This window comes from Streptomyces glaucescens (genome assembly GCF_000761215.1).
GTDB lineage: Bacteria > Actinomycetota > Actinomycetes > Streptomycetales > Streptomycetaceae > Streptomyces > Streptomyces glaucescens_B.
The window spans coordinates 5,775,096-5,793,333 of the sequence record NZ_CP009438.1; the positions used below are offsets into that span (position 1 = coordinate 5,775,096).

The window sequence follows — 18,238 nt, forward strand, 5'->3', positions numbered from 1 at the left end:
ACGGTCGAGGGGAAAGCGACTTGCCTGCGGGGGCAGGCCAGGCCAAGGGGGGCGTCATGGCTGGCATTCGCGACTTCTTCAACGGGTTAGCCGGATCACCGAAACGCAATGAGAACCGCAGGAAGGTACTGCTGGCCATCGCGATCAAGGCGGACACCCAGGTCGGTATCGCCCGGCGCACCGTGCTTTCCCAGGCAACGGTGTCCACCGCGGTCCGGGAACTGGAAAGGGAAGGCTTGGTGACCGGCGCCCGGACGGACGGGGGGCGAGCCGGCAGGGTGTGCCTCGTACCCACCGACCTGGTCGCCGTGGGGGTGCACGTCGGCTTCAACCACGTCACGGTGGTCGCGCGCCGACTGGACAAGGACCACGAGACTGTGTCCGTCCGCGCCAACTCGGAAGGGGTGAGCCGGGGCTGGAACCGCGCCCGCCCGGCCGTCCAGGACCTGATCGGGGAGGCGGTCAGGGACACCGGCTGCACCCTGTCCGACGTCTTCTCGCTCGGCATCGCCGTGCCGCGGATGATCGATCCGCGTACGAACGAGTTCACGCGGCCCGTCCTCCATCCCTGGCGGAGCGGTGACGACCCGGCGCGGGACCTGGGGGAGTGGCTCGGCGTGCACGCGGTCATCGACAACGACGCGAACCTCGGTGCGCTGGCCGAGCAGACGTACGGCCGGCGGGAACACGCGGAGACCGTCATCTACGTCAAGGCCTCCACCGGCGTCGGAGCCGGAATCATCATCCACAACAACCTCCTTCGCGGACGCGGCGGAATGGCCGGGGAGATCGGCCACCTGACCCTGGAGCCGGACGGTGTGATGTGCCAGTGCGGGGGCCGCGGTTGCCTGGAGACCGTGATCGGCGCGGAAGCACTGGTGCAGCGCGTGCGCCAGGCCCGCACCAGGACGGGCGCCGCGGACTTCGAGCACCTTGAGGACGTGCTCCGGGCCGCCCGGGAGCAGGACCCCGTCTGTATGCGCGTGATCAAGGACGCGGGACGCACCCTGGGTTCCTTCCTCGCCCATCTGTGCAATCTCATCAACCCCGATGTCGTAGTCGTGGGCGGCCAGCTCACGGAGTGCCACCTGCTCCTGGAGGGCTGCAAGGAGTCGCTGCACCGCTTCGCCCTCCCCGGCGCAGTCGCCGAGGATTCCGGCTCCGTCCTGGAACTGAGTGAGTTGGGGACGCGGGCCGAGGCTCAGGGAGCCCTCGTCCTCGGGCTGCGCGGTCAGGAAAGCCCGAAGAGCACGGTGTGACCCGGTCGCCGGCGCTGTGCCGCGGCGATCGAATCCCGTGAGGTGCCTCTGCCGTGCTTGGTCCTTCGAAATGATGGATGCGCGCCGAGCCGGCCGCGATATCGGCTTCAATTGCCGGCACCGCCGTTATCGAAATGCACGGGGGGCGTGCCGCACACCAGGAACGGGCTGGTGCCCGTGCCGTTCACCGGTCCGAACGACGAGGCAATACCGCTGGTCAGGCAGTGCGTGCACGGCTTGCTGAATCCCGGCTGCGCCTAAAGATCACGTGGCATACTGCGCTCATGTGGACCGGTGGCCGGAAAGGCTGCTTCCTTGTGCTGTGTTCTCCCTGGTGAGGTAACCGTGCCCTTGACCCGAGGCGGCCCGATGTTCCATGAGAAATTGTTCGAGCAGTTGTCCGGCTGCGCTGCCGATGGCGGAAACGGAACGCTCCCGGACGGGCCGCCCCCGGACCAGGACGCCGCTTATGTGTCCCCCTCCCTCGTCGATCTCGGACACGTCCGTGACCTGACGTTGGGCAGTTCCCCGAACGGCAACGCCGACGCCAACGCCCAGTACTACTGGTAGGAGTCGTCGTGGCCGTCTTCCCCGGCACGACCGGCGCCACCGGCACGGCCCCCGCGACGGGCCCCAGCGGCACGACCGGCATCACCGGCACCGGCCCGGACACCGGTGAACTCGGCATCCGCCTGCCGGCCGGACCGGCCGTCGCGGCGATCCTGCCGCCGGGTCCCCGCCTACCGGCGCCGGCCGCACAGGTCTGGGCCGACGACCCCCGGCTGTGGTCATGGGGCGCCTGGCACACCGGTGAGGTGCGCACCGCGGCGACGGAGCGGGCCTCAGTGGTCGCCGTGGGCCAGTGCCTGGCCGGCCCCGCACGGATGGAGGACGACCTGAGGCGTTCCGCACACGACGGCGACTGGGAGGCACTGACCCGGTGGCCGGGGGCCTACCTGCTGCTGGTGCTGGAACGCAACGGCCGCTTCACCGCCTACACCGACCCGGCCGGTCAGTTCCCGCTCTACTACGCACACCGCAACGGTCGTACCGTCGTTTCCACCCGCGCCACCGCCGTGGCCGCCCTGACGGGACGGGAGTCGTCCCCGGACACCCTGGCGCTCGCGGCGCACATCGTCTGCCCCGCAGTGCCGGAACTCGCCGGAACACGGACCGCCTTCACCGGCGTGCACCGGCTGGGTCCCGGTGAGGCCCTGCACGTCGACTGCGCCACGAACGCCGTCACCCGGTCCTACGCCGCACCCGGCCCCGACGCCGACGCCTGCATGGAGGACGCCGCGGCCCGGCTGCGCGACTCCCTGCGGCAGGCCGTCACCCTACGCGTGCACGACGCCCCCCGAGTCACCTGCGACTTCAGCGGCGGCCTGGACTCCACCTCGCTGGCCTTCCTCGCCGCGCAGGCGGCGGAGGAACCACTGGACGCCTTCGTCTATCACCATCCGGGAGCCCCGGCGGGCGACCTGGAACACGCCGTGCGGCACGCCCGCGCATCGGCCGCCGTCCGGCTGCACCTGACCGTGGGCGGCGATGCGTCGCTGCCGTACGCCGCCCTGAGCGCGCGGGGACGGCCGGACCAGCCCGATCCGTCCACCGCGGTCGTCGCCCGGCTCCGCTGCCGCCTGACGCACATCGCGAGCCGAGGGGGCGGAGTCCATGTCACGGGTGAGGGCGGCGACGCCCTGCTGACCCCCCCGCCCTCACACCTCGGCGAAGTGGCGGCAGGCCGGGCGGTGCGCCGTCTCGCGCACGACGCCCTCGCCTTGGGCAGGCTGCGCCGCGTGGCCCCCGTCGGCATCGCCCGCCGGGCCGTGCGGCTGGCCCGTACCCCGATCGACCGGGCGCTGCACGACCTGGCCGCACGGCTGGAGCAGCCGCCGGCGCACCCGCCGCAGTGGCTGGACGCCATCGCCTGGTGGCCGCCGCCCGGCCCCGAGGCTTCGTGGCTGACCCCACGAGCCCGCCGTGACCTGGCCGAACTGGCCGTCGAGCGGGCCGGGCAGGTACGGCGCGAAGGGCCGGGTCCCGGCACGCGCGCAGCACTCGCCGAACTGCACACCTCGGCCGGCCTGCACAGTCACCTGGTCGACGTGGCCCGGCCGTTCGGGGTGTGGCCGCAAGCACCTTTCCTGGACGGGGCCGTCGTCCGGGCGGCGATGAGCCTGCCGACGCCGGCGAAGGCGGACCCCTTCACCGTCAAACCGCTCCTGAGGGCCGCGCTGGCCGGTGCGGTGCCCGACGCCGTGCTGGACCGGCGTACCAAGGGCGCCTACGCGGCCGAGGACTACCGGGGTGTCCGCCGAGCCGCGGCAGATCTGCGTGCGCGGCTGGCCCGCCTGTCGCTCGCCGACCTGGGGGTCATCGATCCCGCACGCGTCGTCGCCGACCTCGACGCCGCCGTGCACGGCTTTGCCGCCCCCTTCTCCGCGCTCAACCGCTTGGTGGGGGTGGACGTCTGGCTGGACGGCCTCGGTACGGCCGGAGAGGCGCCGTGAACCGGCTGCACGTACCCGACTTCGTGCAGGAGAGCCCGGGCGACCACGGAGACGCTGTGCTGCTGGACACCCGCTCGGGGCACTGCTTCGCCATGAACCCCGTGGCGGGGCTGCTGTGGCAGGAGTGGCGCCGCAGCCGGGACTTCGAGACGGGCGTCCGCGTGACCGCGCACCACTTCCCGGCGCTGAGCAGGGACCTGATCCGTCACGACGCGCGGCAACTCGCCGACGCCCTCCTCGAGCGCGGTCTGCTCACCGCCTGTCCCGCGGGCGAGCAGCCGGACCCACCCCCCGGCGAGCAACCCGTAGCGGCCACCGGGAACGGGCCGGGCGACGGCCCAGGCCCGCCCGGAACCACTGCCGGCCCGGCACGTCGCGCGCATCCCCTCGCCGACGACGCAAGGAGTGCAGCCGGCCCAGCGGAGGTGACCATGGCGGCCGATCCCGGGGCACAGGCGTTCCGTTCGAGCCGCCTGCCCGTCCGCCGCACTCCGCCGCTGGGACTGCTCTGCCTGCTGATCGCCCTGGTGCTGATCCGGCTGCCCTTCCCCGTGCTCCTGCGGGTGGTGCGCTGGACCTCACACCACTGGTGCCGGCTCGACGCCACCGGGGCCCAGGCCGCGGCGGCTCTGGCAGCGGTACGACAGGCTGCCGCACGCTATCCCGGACGCGCGGCCTGCCTCGAAATCTCCTTGGCCGCCCTCACGCTGCTGGCCCTGCGCAGACGCCGGACGACGTGGTGCATCGGCACGGCCGCAGACCCGTACCGGTTCCACGCCTGGATCGAAACCGAGGCCGGCCCGGTCATGGCCACGGACGAGCAGGGCATCGATGCCTTCCGGCGTATTCTGACGACGTGATTTCTTCGAATCCCGCCCTTTCGGGCCACGAGCGAAGACATTACCGGGCAGTTTCAAGCGCCGTGGCCGAGTCGGCGCCGGAAAGGACTTCACCCCTCACCCTTTCCGCGCTAACCTGGCAAGGCGAAAGGGCGGCCGCCCCGTCGGCAACCGCCCTTCGCGAGGAACGGACAGGTTCCTCAGATGCGCCCCAACAGCGCGTCGACCGGCGTCGCAGCCCCGTGCACCTGCGCCAGCACAAGCCAGAGCACGAGGACGACGACGATGATGACCATCCGCAGCTGCTCCCGCTGCAGGGAAACCGAGCATCGGGTGGTCATCGTCATCTTGACACCCATGATTTGCCACCTCCCTTCCACGGATCTCACCGCCCCCTTTGCGTAATCCAGTGTTCTCTGCAACCTGGTTGAAAGCAATCGCCCTTCCTGTGGCACTGACGCGCTTACAAGGGCCTTACGCCAGCAGGTTATCGATACCGATAATTCAAATCGGAGCCACGCCCGGCGCGACCCCCGCCGGAAACAGAAAAACGAAAGACAAGACGGCCCGCAGCGCGCCCCCCGCCTCGAACGACCCCGCAGAGGGCCGACGGGACACCGGCTCGGCATACCTACGCCGCGGCGACACCACGCACGACGGACCCCGGACACACCACAGGCGCCGAATCGAAGACCGGAGGGTCCCTGCTCACCCTCTCGGAGCCCAAAAGCAGAGCCGCCCAGTCCGGCCGGCCCCCGCCGAACCCCCTTGAGCGGCCCCCACCTCACGTCATGTGATTTGCGTCACATGCACAGGGGGGCATCACCGGGAACCGCCGCTGTGCCCGCCCGTGAGCTGTGCTGCTGCCCGTTGTGCACCTGGAGAGAACCGGTGCCATGGAGGCGGCCGGGCAGACCGGCGCCCGGTGCCGATGACGAGTGTCGCCGGTTCGCCGCTCATGTGCCTGGCGTGCAGGGGGAGTTGCGGACGACACCGATGCCACGCTCACACGCCTCAAGACACACCGGAAGCGAGCGTTGACTGTTCCGCCTTGTCATGAGGATGGGGCGGGCTGGGGCGGGCGGATGCGGAGGCCGGTCCCGGCCAGAAGCAGCAGCGCGGCGAGTGCGGAGAGAACGCAGGCGGCCACGAACATGCCGGACTTCTCGTCCGCGAACATGCCGGCGGCGGTGAGCGCGAGGAACACGCCGGTGGTCTGCCAGCCGATGCCGGAGGGCATCGGGCCCGGGGTGTGGCGGCGCATGCGGGGGATCCAGAGGCGGGCAAGCTCCGTGGCCGCGGCGAGGGCGACCAGCCGGGACGAGATCATCAGGCCGACGGGAGCGGTGTTGTCGCCGAGTTCTCCCACGCCGACGACGGTGGTGAAGCCGAAGTAGAGGATCGGCAGCAGCCAGCCGAGGCCCGCCCGGTCCCTGGGGGTGGGGGCGGGAGTCGCGTCGGTCCTCGTGGTGGGGTCGACCGGTGAGCGGGGAGAGGGGATCGCGGAGAGGGTGGGGACGGCGGGGATCGGCCGGAGTGCGCGGCGCTGGGCGCGGCGGATGCGCAGGCCCGCGTCGCCGTAGCGGTCCACGTGGGCGGAGAGTTCCGACTGCAGGGCGAGGAGTTGTTCCGCCATCGCGTCGAACTCGGCCCGGCGCTCCGCGGCGAGGCGGGCGGCATCGCGTTCGGTGGTGGCGAGGCGCTCGAGGGTCTCGGCGTGGAGCTTGCCGGCCTCGGCGCGGGCGGTTTCGGCCGCGCGGGCGGTCTTGGTCAACTCCTCGCGGAGCCGGGCGTGTTCCGCCTCGATGATCTCGGAGATGCGGTGACGTTCGTCCGGGGGGAGCGCACGTGGGGCACGGGCTTCGGCGCGGGCGAGTGCCGCTTGCCGCCACTCCATCAGGGGGCGGCTGCGGTGCTGGCCGATGCCGTTGACGTGGACCCGGTGTCCGTCCGCACGGTGGATGTAGACGACGTTGCCGCCTTTGCCGTTGGGCGCCTTGTCCCAGCTCACACGGGTGAAGTCGGCGGCGGTGCTGATTCCCTGGGCGGCGAGGTCGCGGATCAGGCCGGTGCCGAGGCCGTTCAGCTCGCTCACGGTGAGAGGCGTGTTCCGGAGCCGCCGCTCGATGAACTCACGGCGCAGGACGGCAAGGGCCTGTGCCTCTTGCTGCTCACGCTTGCCGTCCAGGCTGCTCAAGTCGTGCTTGACGGAGCGCTCTTGCCGCGCCAGCTGTTCATCGATGCGGTGCAGCGTCTCAGCGTGGGTGGTCTCCGCCCGCTTGCGGTGGCCCGCCTCCCGGTTCAGCCGACGGCGGTCGGCCACCTCGAAGGCGCCGCGCCGTCTCAGTAGCCGACGGAGGGCCCGTATGGACTCGATGATGCGGCGGCGCTCGGCGCGTATCTCTGCCGGGGATTGCGGGAGTGGGGCGCTGCCGTCCCGCGTCGGGGTGGTGCGGTTGATCAAAGTCAGGCCCCCGGGGTCTCTTCGGGACTGTCGTTGGTCTCAGCCGTGACCCTGCCGCCGACAAAAGCCTCACACGGCGTGACGATCGGACGATGGGCTGGGCGTGGGTGTCCGGCCTGAGAGCCGCCAGGTGTCGGCTCAGTTTCCGCCGTTGAGGTGAAGGGTGTCACGCCCGGGCGAACCTTCGTGCGGAACGCGGACAGCCTTGGACTCGGGCAGGTCGCGCAGGCCCGACTGCGCGTGAGCCGGCCCGGCTGGGCCTGCCTGTTCAGGACGTACGCGTGCATGTAGACGTGGACTCTCCGGATGTGGAAAGGGTTGCACCAGTCCGTGGAGAGAACGCGTCACCTTCCATCGGTTGGGTTCGCGCACATCTTGCGCGTCGTGAGCACGCCGAAGGCCGCTGATGACCCCGATGGCCGGGCGCACCGGCCGAGCCTCGAGCTCTGCGGCGTCGTCACCGTCGGCACGTATCACCGCGCGGCACGGCTCGGCACGACCGGCATCCTGTTCATGGACCAGTGCGCTGGTGGGGAGACGTACTCGCCGACACTCTGTTCGGCCGGAGGCAACCGCCCGCTGGATGGCCGCACGGGACTGCCCTGGACGCCGGCCACCGGATCTCGTTGTGCAACGACGGCAGGTGCTCACCCACCGACCTGCTCTCCAGCGTCGCCACCGGGATCACCCGCCGCTGCCACCGCAGTGGCCGCGTCCACGGACCCGGAGCACCCTTGGCGCCTGATGGCCTGACTTGCGCGGCGCCTTCGGGCTGTCCGCCGTCGGCTGTGCAGCGATGGCGTCCAGGCACCACGCGTTCCCGCTGCTGCGCCTCGCCGCAGTTTCCTCACGCCTCGGTGAGTTGCCGAGGGAGTGGTTGTTTCCGCAACCGTCCTCCTGCCCTTGGGTGGGCGCGGACGCCGGTTCCATGGCGGCATGATTCTGTCGGGATTTGATCGTTGTCATCCCCGGCCACCCCGTACGCAAGTACGGTGAAATGGCTGCCCGGATGGACTTGGGGGAATTCATGACTTTCGAGCAAGAATGGGCCGAACTGCGCGCTGCGGCGGCCGATCGGACTGCCATGCAGACCAACAGCATTCCTGCCGAAGGCGGCGGAGGCGGAGGCGGGGGTGGCGGGAAAGACCTGGTGGTCAACCGGGACGACCTTGGCGCTATCGGCAACGACGCCTATGACCTGCTGGGCCGGCTGCAGAAGGAGGGCGACATCGCACGTGCCTCCACGTTCGACGCGGCTACGGCGCTGACCACCGGGAACTTCGTGAGCGGTTCGGCCGTGCTGAAGGTGCACGACTTCTGGCAGACGCACCTGAGGACGCTGCTGGATGCCTGCGCGCAGATCTCGAATCACCTCGATTACAGCAAGGCTCAGCACGCCAAGGATGAAGCGAAGATTCAGGGAGATCTGACGCGGATTTCCGTACTATCGGAATACATGAAATAGAGCTCTAGGGGACGCGTGGCATGCTGAGATACGAGGACGTAATCGACGCCCCGATGGCGAAGTTGAAGGACGCTGTTGATGACTGGTCGGAGATGGCGAAGAAGCTGGAAAAGCTCGCCAAAGAAGCTGCCGACGGGATGAAGACAAAAGCGGACCGGGCGGCCTGGGATGGAGTCAACGCAGGGGTAACGAAGGCGTTCATCGGTAAGACGGCCAAGGAATTCGAGGATGCCGCAGCCGAGGCCAAGGGGGTGAGGAATATCCTAGAAGAGGGTTACGCGGCTATCAAGAAGGCAAAAGATGACCTGGTCAACATCCGGGATCACGAGGGCCCTGCGGCCGGTATCCGTGTGGACGGCAAGGGCAAGGTTGCGGCGCGGAACCCGTTGTCCGAGAGCGGCACGGCGCGGCACGACCCCGACTACAGCAAGCTTCTGCAGGACGAGAAGCGGAACATCGAGTCATGGCAGAAGAAGATCGACACCATCGTCGACAACTGCAACGACACCGACCTCGCCCTCAAGAACGCCCTTGAGACCAACGTCACTGACCGCAAGAATTTCAGCGCTCCAAAGTACACGAACCTGGACCAGGAGGAGGCCGCCCGCGCCGCCGCTCTGGCAGCCAAAGGCCAGGACCTCACGCACAAGGAACTTGAGCAGCTCAACGAACTGCTGAAGGACAACAGTTCGTCGCAGGAATTCGCCACGAGATTCTATGAGAGGCTCGGCCCCGAAAAGTCGCTCGCGTTCTTCGGCCAGCTCGCCATGGACACGCAGGAGTACAGCAAGGTCGACGAGGAGCGCCTCAAGGACGTCCAGGAGCTGCAGAAGAACCTCGGCCTCAACCTCGCCACGGCTTCCCACGACAAGCAGTTCACCGACAAGTGGGGCCCGGAGCTCCGCAAGTTGGGTACCGAGCACATCGAGTTGTCCAAGTACAATTCCGGCGGGCCGTTCGGATACCAACTGCTCGGCGGGATCATGCGGTACGGGAACTATGACGCGAAGTTCCTCAACCCGATCGCAGAACACGTGGCGCAACTGCACCACAAGGACCCGGGCCTGTTCGCCGAGACCAAGATGGTGAACAGCTGGATCAAGAACCCCTACAATCCCTCAGGAGTGAACGGCCCAGGCTACGACCCGGTCACCGCCATGCTGGAGGCGCTCGGCAACAGCCCGGAAGCGGCGAAGAAGTTCTTCACCGACCCCCCGACCGCGTACAACGAGGACGGTACGGTCAACCGCGGCGCCACCGCCGACCTCGGCGAGGACAAGGACGGCGCCGCGATCAACAACTACCTCGACTTCTTCACCAACGAGAAGTGGGAGTCCTTCCCCGACGTCAACTCGTTGGAGCCGAAGGAAGCTGAGGCTGCACTCGGCTACATGCCCGATGCCCTCGGCCACGCCTTGGAGGCAGCGACCCTCGGCTACCCGGCTGGGCACCCGGATCCCAGTGTGGTGCGCGACGAAGAAAACGCCGCGGTCATGCAGAAAGTCATGGAGAAGTACAGCGCGGACCCGGCTCTGCTCAAGGAGCGCCACGAGGCGATGGCCGACAGCCTGGGCGTCATGGGCGCCGGCTACATCGACGACATCAACTGGGCGTTGACCAAGAACGACCCGAACAGCGTGTTCGCACCGGGCAAGAACCCGGACGGGCACGTCGACTTCGCGGACACCGCGGATGGGAACGGGCGCAGCATCGTCCGGGGCTTCCTCAGCACCCTGGGGCAGCACCCGGACGCCTATGCGACACTCTCGACCGCGGAGCAGGTCTACACACGCAGCGTGCTGGAAGGGACAGTGGGCCCGGACGGAAAGATCACCGACGAGGTCGAGGGCAGGGCCAGGGCGGCCGTGCGCGTGGGCGCGGAGGTGCAGGGCATGCTCGATCAGTCCCGGGCCGACCAGGTCGAAGCGACGAACCTCAAGACCCACGAGGACTACGAGAAGGCGGTGGCCAAGCGGGCGGGCTGGGTCGAGTTCGGGGCCACGGTGGGCATCGCGGCGGGCGTCGCCTTCCTGCCCGTAACGGCGGCCGCGGGCACGGCCGCTGTACTCGTCCCGCTGGCGACCGATACCGCCAGTGGCGCTGCGGAGCAGCTCATCGGCCAGATGGTCGGCGATATCTCCGAAAAATCGGTGGACGAGCACAAGGAGAAAATGGAGGAGCTCACCCACGAAGAGAGGAAGAAGATCTTCACCGCCGGTGAGAGCATGGCCGAGGCCCCGATGGAGAACTTCCTGCTGCACAACGGCGTGGAGGTAACCAGCAAGTTCGGACAAGACCTTCACGAATCGATGCTGATCGGTTACGGGGAGGGTAACGACCGGGCGAAACAGCAGGGCAATCTCCCGGAGACAGGCTGAGGCCGTGGCCGAGGACACGTAAGGATGCGGATAGTGATCAGTCGTAGGTCGGTACGCGCTGGACTCCTCGCCACAGCTGTGGCCGGCTCGTTGTTTCTCGGGGTCGCGGGCTGTGGAGGGGGAAAGGATGAGGACGGCCTCCCGGATGACTACAAGGTTGTCGCGGGGACACAATTGTGCGGTGGCGATGCCGTGTCCGCCGACGCGTCCAATGCGCTGAAGGTAATCACAGGATCGTCGAGTTTCGAGGCGTCGGCGGAGGAGTCCACAGTCGCTCATGCTGCGGTGGACCTCGCGTTGGCGTTCGGGGACCCCAGGGTGTTTCGCGGCGACATCTGCCGTGTCTACTCGCCCATCGGCACGCCGGATTTCGAGCTCAGAGTCACCTGGAGGTGGGTCGACGGCCCGCCGACGGGCACCCCCGCCCCGAAGTTCACCGAGCTGAAGATGGGAGAGCAGGCCCTGGCGGCGACGGACAAGGGCTACATCCAATTCGCTTGCAGAAGCACTGAGTTGCGCTCATCGGAGGCAGCCCACCTTCAGATAGGCGTGGAACGCTGGGGCACACCGACGGAGCCCGAGGGGGACACCGAGGCGTTGAAGGACGCCTACGCGACCGTGGCCCATTCCTTCTCGCTGGCCATGGCCAAGGAACTGGGCTGTGAGAAGAACGGCGGGCTCCCGGAGAAGCCCGTGCTGGATCGCGCGTAGCCGTCGGCGTATGCGGAAACGACCGTGATCAGGCGGCCCCTCCTCTGCCCAGAGGAGGGGCCGACTGCGGTATGCGGTCCGCACAGACGAGCGGCGCATGCTGCGGCGGGCGGTTCGTCAGCGTCGTCGTCCCGGCCGCCGAAAGCGTGGCCCGGGGTGTTGATGGCATCGCGTTGGAGGCGTAGTCGCAGGTGCGCGTAGATGTCGGCGGTGACGCCGATGTGGGCATGGCCGAGCATTCTCCTGATCGCTACGAGGTCGACGCTTCGTCTCCAGGAGCAGGGTGGCGGTCGAGTGGCGGAGGTCGTGGAAGCGGATTCGCCGGAGCCCCGCCTGATCGAGGAAGCAGCGGGTGAGGTTCGCAGGGTCGAGAGGCAAGCGGTGGGCGTGGTGAAGACGAGGCCGCTGGCTCTCAAGTCCGGTCTTGCCGTTTCGCACTCCTCGTCCTGCCGTTCCTCGTGTTACCTGAGGAGCGGATGCCTTCGTTCGGCAGAGCGGTGTGGCGTTCGGATGCCCAGGTCTTGGTGGGGAAAAGTGTGAGGCCGCCGGTGCGGGTGCGCTGGAGTGAGCGACGGATGCTGGCCGTTTTTGCGTTGAGGCCGATGTCTTCCCAGTGGCGCCCGGAGAGTTCGCTTTTGCGGAGTCCGGCACGGAGTGCGAGTTCGTACAGCGCGTGGAGCCGGTCGGCGCGGGCCGCGTCGAGGAACTGACTGCCGCCAGGATGCCACCGCACGAACCGATCACCACAATCCCCCGGAGTCGCCGGGGTCGCCGGGGGCGTCGTTGGCAGGGTCGCAGAGCTCCCTGATCGCGACGCGTTCCTCGGGGACCGCGGTGGAGAAGGTGGTGTCCGGAGTCTTGACCCCGTGCTGTCGAAACCTTAACTTTCTGGCCGTTGCTGAAAGTTGCAGCAACGTCTTGCGGACCGTAGGGGCTGTGACCTCCGCGACTCGCACCCCGCACACCCCACCTTTGGAGCCGCCGCATGAGATCGATCGCACCTGCCCGAAGACGGACGGCTGCCGCCCTCACGGGCGCCGGTCTGGTCCTCGGCCTGACCACCACCCTCGCCGCGCCCGCCCAGCCCGCGGCGGCCGCGCCGAGCGCCAACGGCGACAAGAAGGTCACCGCCGTCCTGTTCGAGTGGAGCTTCGACTCGATCGCCCGCGAGTGCACCCGCACCCTCGGTCCCAAGGGATACGGGTACGTGCAGGTCTCGCCGCCGCAGGAGCGCATCCAGGGCAGCGCGTGGTGGACCGCGTACCAGCCGGTCAGCTACAAGATCCAGGGCCCGCTCGGCGACCGCGACTCCTTCCGCGCCATGGTGAACACCTGCCACGAAGCAGGCGTGAAGGTCGTCGTCGACGCCGTGCTGAACCACATGACGTCCGGTTCGGGCACCGGCACCGCCGGCACGCAGTACAGCAAGTACAACTACCCCGGCACCTATGGGGACGCCGACTTCCACGGCTGCCGCCGCCCCATCGGCTCCGACTACAAGGACCGCTCCAACGTCCAGGACTGTGAGCTCGGCGAGACCGGCAAGCCCTCGCTCGCGGACCTCGACACCGGCAGCGACTACGTCCGCGGCAGGATCGCCGGGTACCTCAACGACCTCCTGTCGCTGGGCGTCGACGGCTTCCGCATGGACGCCGTCAAGCACATCCCCGCCACCGACCTCGCCGCCATCCGCGGCAAGCTCACCGACCGGAACGTCCACTGGATGCAGGAGGCCATCCACGGCGCGGGCGAGGCCGTCTCGCCGAGCGAGTACCTGGCCACCGGCGACGTGCAGGAGTTCCGTTACACCACCGACCTCAAGCGGGTCTTCGGCAACGAGAAGCTGGCCTACCTCAAGAACTTCGGTGAGGCCTGGGGCTACATGCCCTCCGGGCAGAGCGGCACCATGGTCGCCAACCACGACACCGAGCGCAACGGTTCCAGTCTGAGCTACCGCGACGGTGCGAACTACACGCTCGCCCACGTCTTCATGCTCGCCCACCCCTACGGCGCCCCGTCCGTCCACTCCGGCTACGAGTTCGGCGACCGCGACGCCGGCGCACCCAACGGTCACCAGGTCAACGCCTGTTACAGCAACGGCTGGAGCTGCCAGCACGCCTGGCGTCAGATCGCCAACATGGTGGCCTTCCGCAACGCCTCCGAGGGCACCGGCATCACGAACTGGTGGGACAACGGCAGCAACGCCGTGGCCTTCGGCCGGGGCAGCAAGGCGTACGTCGCCGTCAACCACGAGGGCGGCAGCCTCACCCAGACCTTCCAGACCTCGCTCCCCGCCGGCACGTACTGCGACGTCCAGCACGGCGATCCGACCGCGGACGGCGGCTGCACCGGCACCACCTACACCGTCGGCGCGGACGGGAAGTTCACCGCGACGATCGGCGGCAACGACGCGGTCGCCCTGCACGTCGGCGCGCGGGTCGGGGACAAGCCGGGTGACCACACGGCCACCGTCTACTACAGCACCGGCAAGAACTGGTCCGCCTACCACATCCACTACGCCCCCACCGGCGGCGCCTGGACCACCGCACCCGGTGCCGCCATGGAGAGCGCCTGCACGGGCTGGGTGAAGAAGACCATCACCCTCGGCTCCGCCACCGGCCTCAAGGCGGCCTTCAACAACGGCGCCGGCACCTGGGACAACAACAGCGGCGCCGACTACACCCTCGGCACCGGTGACATCACGGTCAGGAACGGCATCGTCGGCACGGGCAATCCCTGTGGCGATCAGCAGACCGAGTCCGGCGCGTCCTTCGCGGTCACCGCCACCACCGTCCCCGGGCAGAACGTCTACGTCGTCGGCGACCAGGCCGCCCTCGGCACCTGGTCGCCCGCCGCGGCCCTCAAGCTGGATCCCGCCGCGTACCCGGTGTGGAAGCTGGACGTGAAGCTGCCGGCGGGCACCTCCTTCGAGTACAAGTACATCCGCAAGGACGCCTCCGGCAACGTCACCTGGGAGAGCGGCGCCAACCGCACGGCCACCGTCCCCGCCGACGGCCGGATCGCACTGAACGACACCTGGCGCGGCTGACCCCCCGTCACGTGGCGAACCCTCCGTGGGCGGGTACCGGGCGGCACCGGTACCCGCCCAACGGCACACGGGGCGACACCGGCGGCGCAGCGCGCGGACTCGGCCGGCCATGACCGGCGTTCGGCCCGGCCGGCGGCGCACCCCCTAGGCTCGGACGCGTCCCGCGACGCGGAAGGAGCCGGAGGGAACGTGGCCGACAAGCGAGTTGTCATCGTGACCGGTGGAGGTACGGGAATCGGGGAGGCCACCGCCCGGCTGCTCCGCGAAGGAGGTCACCACGTGGTCGTGTCCGGCCGCCGGAGCGAGCCGCTGCGACGTCTCGAACGGGAGATCGGCGTACTCGCGCATCCGTCCGACGTGGGGGACCCCGAGGCCGCCGACGGCCTGGTGCGGGCGGCCCTGGCCGCTCACGGACGGCTCGACGGACTGGTGCTCAACGCGGGCATCGGGCGCGGCGGGACCGTGGGCGACCTCTCGCTGGAGGACTGGGACGAGGTGATGCGCACCAATGTCACCGGCCCCCTGCTGCTCCTGCGTGCGGCGATCCCGCACCTGCTGGAGACCGGCGGCGCGGTCGTCGCCGTGGCCTCGGTCTCCGCGCTGCGCAACGGCACGAGCAACGTCCCGTACGCCACCTCCAAGGCGGCCCTGCTCCAGCTCTGCCGTTCCGTCGCCGTCGACTACGGACGTCAGGGGGTGCGGGCCAACATCGTGTGCCCGAGCTGGGTGAGGAGCGAGATGGCCGACCGCCGCATGGCCCGCTTCGCCGCGGAAGCGGACCTGCCGGGCGACGGCGTGCGGACCGGCTACGAGGAGGTGACCAGACTCCTTCCGCTGGGCCGGCCGGGAGAGCCGCGCGAGGTCGCGGAGGCGGTCGGCTGGCTGCTCTCCCCGGCCGCCTCGTACGTGAACGGCGCCGTGCTCACCGTCGACGGCGGGGCGACGGCGCTGGATCCCGGGACGCTCGCGTTCGACTTCCATGTCGCGCCACGCCGCCCGGAGCCGTCCGACACTCCGGGATGAGCACCGCCGGACGGGCCGGCGCGACAAGGCCGGCGCTCATCGGATGTGCAGGTTGTCGAGGTAGGAGCGGACGTTGCGGCGGGTCTCGGTGACGCTGTCCCCGCCGAACTTCTCCGCCACCGCGTCCGCGAGGACCAGTGCGACCATCGCCTCGGCGACGATCCCGGCCGCCGGGACGGCACACACGTCGGACCGCTGGTGGTGCGCGGCGGCCGGCTCGCCGGTGGCCACGTCCACCGTCCTCAGCGCCCGCGGCACGGTCGCGATCGGCTTCATCGCCGCCCGCACCCGCAACAGCTCACCCGTGGTCAGCCCGCCCTCGGTGCCGCCGGAGCGGCCGGACGCGCGGCGGACGCCCTCGCCCGTGAGGACGATCTCGTCGTGTGCCTGCGAGCCCGGCACCCGAGCCAGGCCGAAGCCGTCCCCGACCTCGACGCCCTTGATGGCCTGGATGCCCATCAGGGCCGCCGCCAGCCGGGCGTCCAGCCTGCGGTCCCAGTGCACGTGCGAGCCCAGCCCCACCGGCACCCCGTACGCCAGCACCTCCACCACGCCGCCCAGGGTGTCGCCGTCCTTGTGCGCCTGGTCGATCTCCGCGACCATCGCCTTCGACGCGTCCGCGTCCAGACAGCGCACCGGATCCGCGTCCAGCCGCTCCACATCCCCCGGCGTCGGGTACACCCCGTACGGGGCCTTCGCCGCAGCCAGCTCCACCACATGGGAGACGATCTCGACCCCGGCCGTCTCCCTCAGGTACGAGCGGGCCACCGCGCCCAGGGCCACCCGGGCTGCGGTCTCCCGCGCCGAGGCCCGCTCCAGGACCGGCCGGGCCTCGTCGAAGCCGTACTTCTGCATCCCCGCCAGATCCGCGTGACCGGGCCGCGGCCGCGTCAGCGGCGCGTTGCGCGCCAGCTCGGCCAGCTCCGCCGGGTCCACGGGATCGGCGGCCATCACCTTCTCCCACTTCGGCCACTCGGTGTTGCCCACCATGACCGCCACCGGAGAGCCCAGCGTCAGACCATGGCGGACACCGCCCAGGAAAGTGACCTCGTCCCGCTCGAACCGCATCCGCGCACCACGCCCATGGCCGAGCCGACGCCGCGCCAAGTGCTCCGCCACCATCTCCGTCGTCACCGGCACCCCCGCCGGAAGCCCCTCCAGCGTCGCCACCAGGGCAGGACCATGGGACTCCCCAGCCGTCAGCCACCGCAATCTGCTCACTGCCGCTCCTCACGGTCGGGGGTGTCGGGAAACAACCGGTGCAATTCGGCGTGGAAGCCGGGGAAGGTCTTGCTGACGCAGCCCGGGTCGTCGAGTTCGAGGGGGACGCCGGAGCCGAGCGCCAGAACGGAGAAGGACATGGCGATGCGGTGGTCGCGATAGCAGGTGATGCGGGCCGGCGCGGGGCGGCCGGGGTGGACGGTGATCCAGTCGGCGCCCTCCGCCACCCGGATGCCGCAGGCGCGCAGGTTGGCGGCGACCGCGGTGATCCGGTCGGACTCCTTCAGGCGGGCGTGGCCGATGCCGTGGATGGTGATGGGCGCGTCGGCGAGGGGGGCGATCGCGGCCAGCGTCATGAAGGTGTCCGAGATGTCGCCCATGTCGATGTCGAAGCCGCCGCGCAGTCCGCCGCCGCCGCGCACGGTGGTGGCGCTCTCCGTCATCGTGACCTGCGCGCCCGCCTTCTCCAGGACGTCCGTGAACCGCAGGTCGCCCTGGAGGCTGCCGGTGCCCAGACCCGGCACCGTGATCGTCCGGCCGGTGACCGCCGCGGCGGCGAAGAAGTAGGAGGCGGTGGAGGCGTCCGGCTCGATCACCAGGTCGGTGGGTGCGTACCCGCCGGGTTCGATCCGGACCGCCCCGTCGGCGGCCCTCGCCACCCCGGCGCCGAAGCGCCGCATCAGCGCCAGGGTCATGTCGACGTACGGGCTGCTGACCAGTGCCTCGGCCCGGGCCAGCAGCCCGTACCGCATGAGGGGTGCCGCCATGAGCAGGCCACTGAGGTACTGGCTGCTCAGGGACGAGTCCACCGTCAGGTCACCGCCGGGCAGGTCCGAGGCGATGACCAGCAGCGGGAGCCCGCCGCCGGGGCCCGTCTCGACCTGGGCGCCGAGGCGTCGCAGCGCCTCGACCAGCGGCCACAGCGGGCGGGCCCGCAACTGGGAGGAACCGTCGAACAGGAAGGCGCCGCGGCCGGCGGCCGCGAACGGCGGCAGGAAGCGGGCCGCCGTACCGGCGTCCGCGCACCACAGGCGGGCCTGGCCGACCGGCCCGCCGCCCAGGCCGGTCACCTCCCAGAACTCGGACGTCGGACTGCTGCGCACCGCGACGCCGAACGAGGTCAGCGCGGCGCGGAACGCGCGCGTGTCGTCGCTGAGGAGCGGAGCCCACACCGTGCTGACACCGTCTGCCGCGGCGGCGAGCAGCAGGGCGCGGTTGGTGAGGCTCTTCGATCCGGGTATCCGCGCCTGCGTTGCCGGAGCGGAGACGTCGGTTGCGGTCATGGTCGGTTTCCCTCGGTCATCGGAAGACGTGCC

Annotated in this window: 13 protein-coding genes; 9 read left to right on the top strand and 4 right to left on the bottom strand. The window is 69.8% G+C overall.

Going from position 1 to position 18,238, the window contains the following annotated elements; translation table 11 throughout:
• The first annotated feature begins 56 nt into the window (after positions 1 to 56).
• The 4 genes from SGLAU_RS25035 (at position 57) to SGLAU_RS34975 (ending at position 4,632) form a co-directional block, all read left to right on the top strand.
• Positions 57 to 1,259, top strand: a complete 1,203-nt coding sequence (locus SGLAU_RS25035) for an ROK family transcriptional regulator (RefSeq protein ID WP_052413873.1) — start codon at positions 57 to 59, stop codon at positions 1,257 to 1,259.
• Between the two features lie 471 nt (positions 1,260 to 1,730).
• Positions 1,731 to 1,829, top strand: a complete 99-nt coding sequence (locus SGLAU_RS35960) for a lasso RiPP family leader peptide-containing protein (protein ID WP_208868939.1) — start codon at positions 1,731 to 1,733, stop codon at positions 1,827 to 1,829.
• An 8-nt stretch (positions 1,830 to 1,837) separates the two neighbouring features.
• The gene (locus tag SGLAU_RS25045) at positions 1,838 to 3,772 is read left to right on the top strand and encodes an albusnodin/ikarugamycin family macrolactam cyclase (RefSeq protein WP_043504734.1); all 1,935 of its coding nucleotides are present in this window, start codon (positions 1,838 to 1,840) and stop codon (positions 3,770 to 3,772) included.
• On the top strand, positions 3,769 to 4,632 hold the full coding sequence (locus SGLAU_RS34975) for a lasso peptide biosynthesis B2 protein (protein WP_052413874.1): 864 nt from the start codon (positions 3,769 to 3,771) through the stop codon (positions 4,630 to 4,632). The genes SGLAU_RS25045 and SGLAU_RS34975 overlap by 4 nt, the downstream gene beginning before the upstream one ends.
• Before the next feature lie 179 nt (positions 4,633 to 4,811).
• On the opposite strand, the gene SGLAU_RS35320 is transcribed toward SGLAU_RS34975, so the two are convergent.
• Together SGLAU_RS35320 and SGLAU_RS32980 are read right to left on the bottom strand one after the other, a co-directional pair.
• Positions 4,812 to 4,970 carry a hypothetical protein gene (locus SGLAU_RS35320; protein ID WP_159072803.1) on the bottom strand — a complete coding sequence of 53 codons (159 nt, stop codon included), beginning with the start codon at positions 4,968 to 4,970 and terminating at the stop codon, positions 4,812 to 4,814.
• 695 nt (positions 4,971 to 5,665) lie between these two features.
• A complete protein-coding gene (locus SGLAU_RS32980) occupies positions 5,666 to 6,934 on the bottom strand; it encodes a hypothetical protein (protein ID WP_052413875.1) in 1,269 nt (422 codons plus the stop codon).
• A 1,168-nt stretch (positions 6,935 to 8,102) separates the two neighbouring features.
• Here SGLAU_RS32980 and SGLAU_RS25060 point away from each other — a divergent pair.
• From SGLAU_RS25060 to SGLAU_RS25080, 5 genes are all read left to right on the top strand, one after another.
• Positions 8,103 to 8,540, top strand: a complete 438-nt coding sequence (locus SGLAU_RS25060) for a hypothetical protein (RefSeq protein ID WP_043506980.1) — start codon at positions 8,103 to 8,105, stop codon at positions 8,538 to 8,540.
• 20 nt (positions 8,541 to 8,560) lie between these two features.
• Positions 8,561 to 10,918, top strand: coding sequence for a hypothetical protein (locus SGLAU_RS25065; RefSeq protein ID WP_043504735.1), 2,358 nt, complete (start codon positions 8,561 to 8,563; stop codon positions 10,916 to 10,918).
• A 24-nt stretch (positions 10,919 to 10,942) separates the two neighbouring features.
• Positions 10,943 to 11,629 (top strand): hypothetical protein, encoded by a 687-nt coding sequence (locus SGLAU_RS25070; RefSeq protein ID WP_208868940.1) that lies wholly within the window; start codon positions 10,943 to 10,945, stop codon positions 11,627 to 11,629.
• 985 nt (positions 11,630 to 12,614) lie between these two features.
• On the top strand, positions 12,615 to 14,678 hold the full coding sequence (locus tag SGLAU_RS25075) for a carbohydrate-binding module family 20 domain-containing protein (RefSeq protein ID WP_063838889.1): 2,064 nt from the start codon (positions 12,615 to 12,617) through the stop codon (positions 14,676 to 14,678).
• Positions 14,679 to 14,867: 189 nt separating this feature from the next.
• Complete coding sequence (locus tag SGLAU_RS25080; protein ID WP_043504736.1) at positions 14,868 to 15,701, top strand: SDR family NAD(P)-dependent oxidoreductase; 834 nt, start codon at positions 14,868 to 14,870, stop codon at positions 15,699 to 15,701.
• A 36-nt stretch (positions 15,702 to 15,737) separates the two neighbouring features.
• Here SGLAU_RS25080 and aroC read toward each other — a convergent pair whose 3' ends face one another.
• Together aroC and aroA are read right to left on the bottom strand one after the other, a co-directional pair.
• Positions 15,738 to 16,922: a chorismate synthase gene (aroC, locus tag SGLAU_RS25085; protein WP_043504737.1), complete on the bottom strand. Its 1,185-nt coding sequence runs from the start codon at positions 16,920 to 16,922 to the stop codon at positions 15,738 to 15,740.
• Complete coding sequence (gene aroA / locus SGLAU_RS25090; protein WP_043504739.1) at positions 16,919 to 18,205, bottom strand: 3-phosphoshikimate 1-carboxyvinyltransferase; 1,287 nt, start codon at positions 18,203 to 18,205, stop codon at positions 16,919 to 16,921. The genes aroC and aroA overlap by 4 nt, the downstream gene beginning before the upstream one ends.
• Between the last annotated feature and the right edge of the window lie 33 nt (positions 18,206 to 18,238).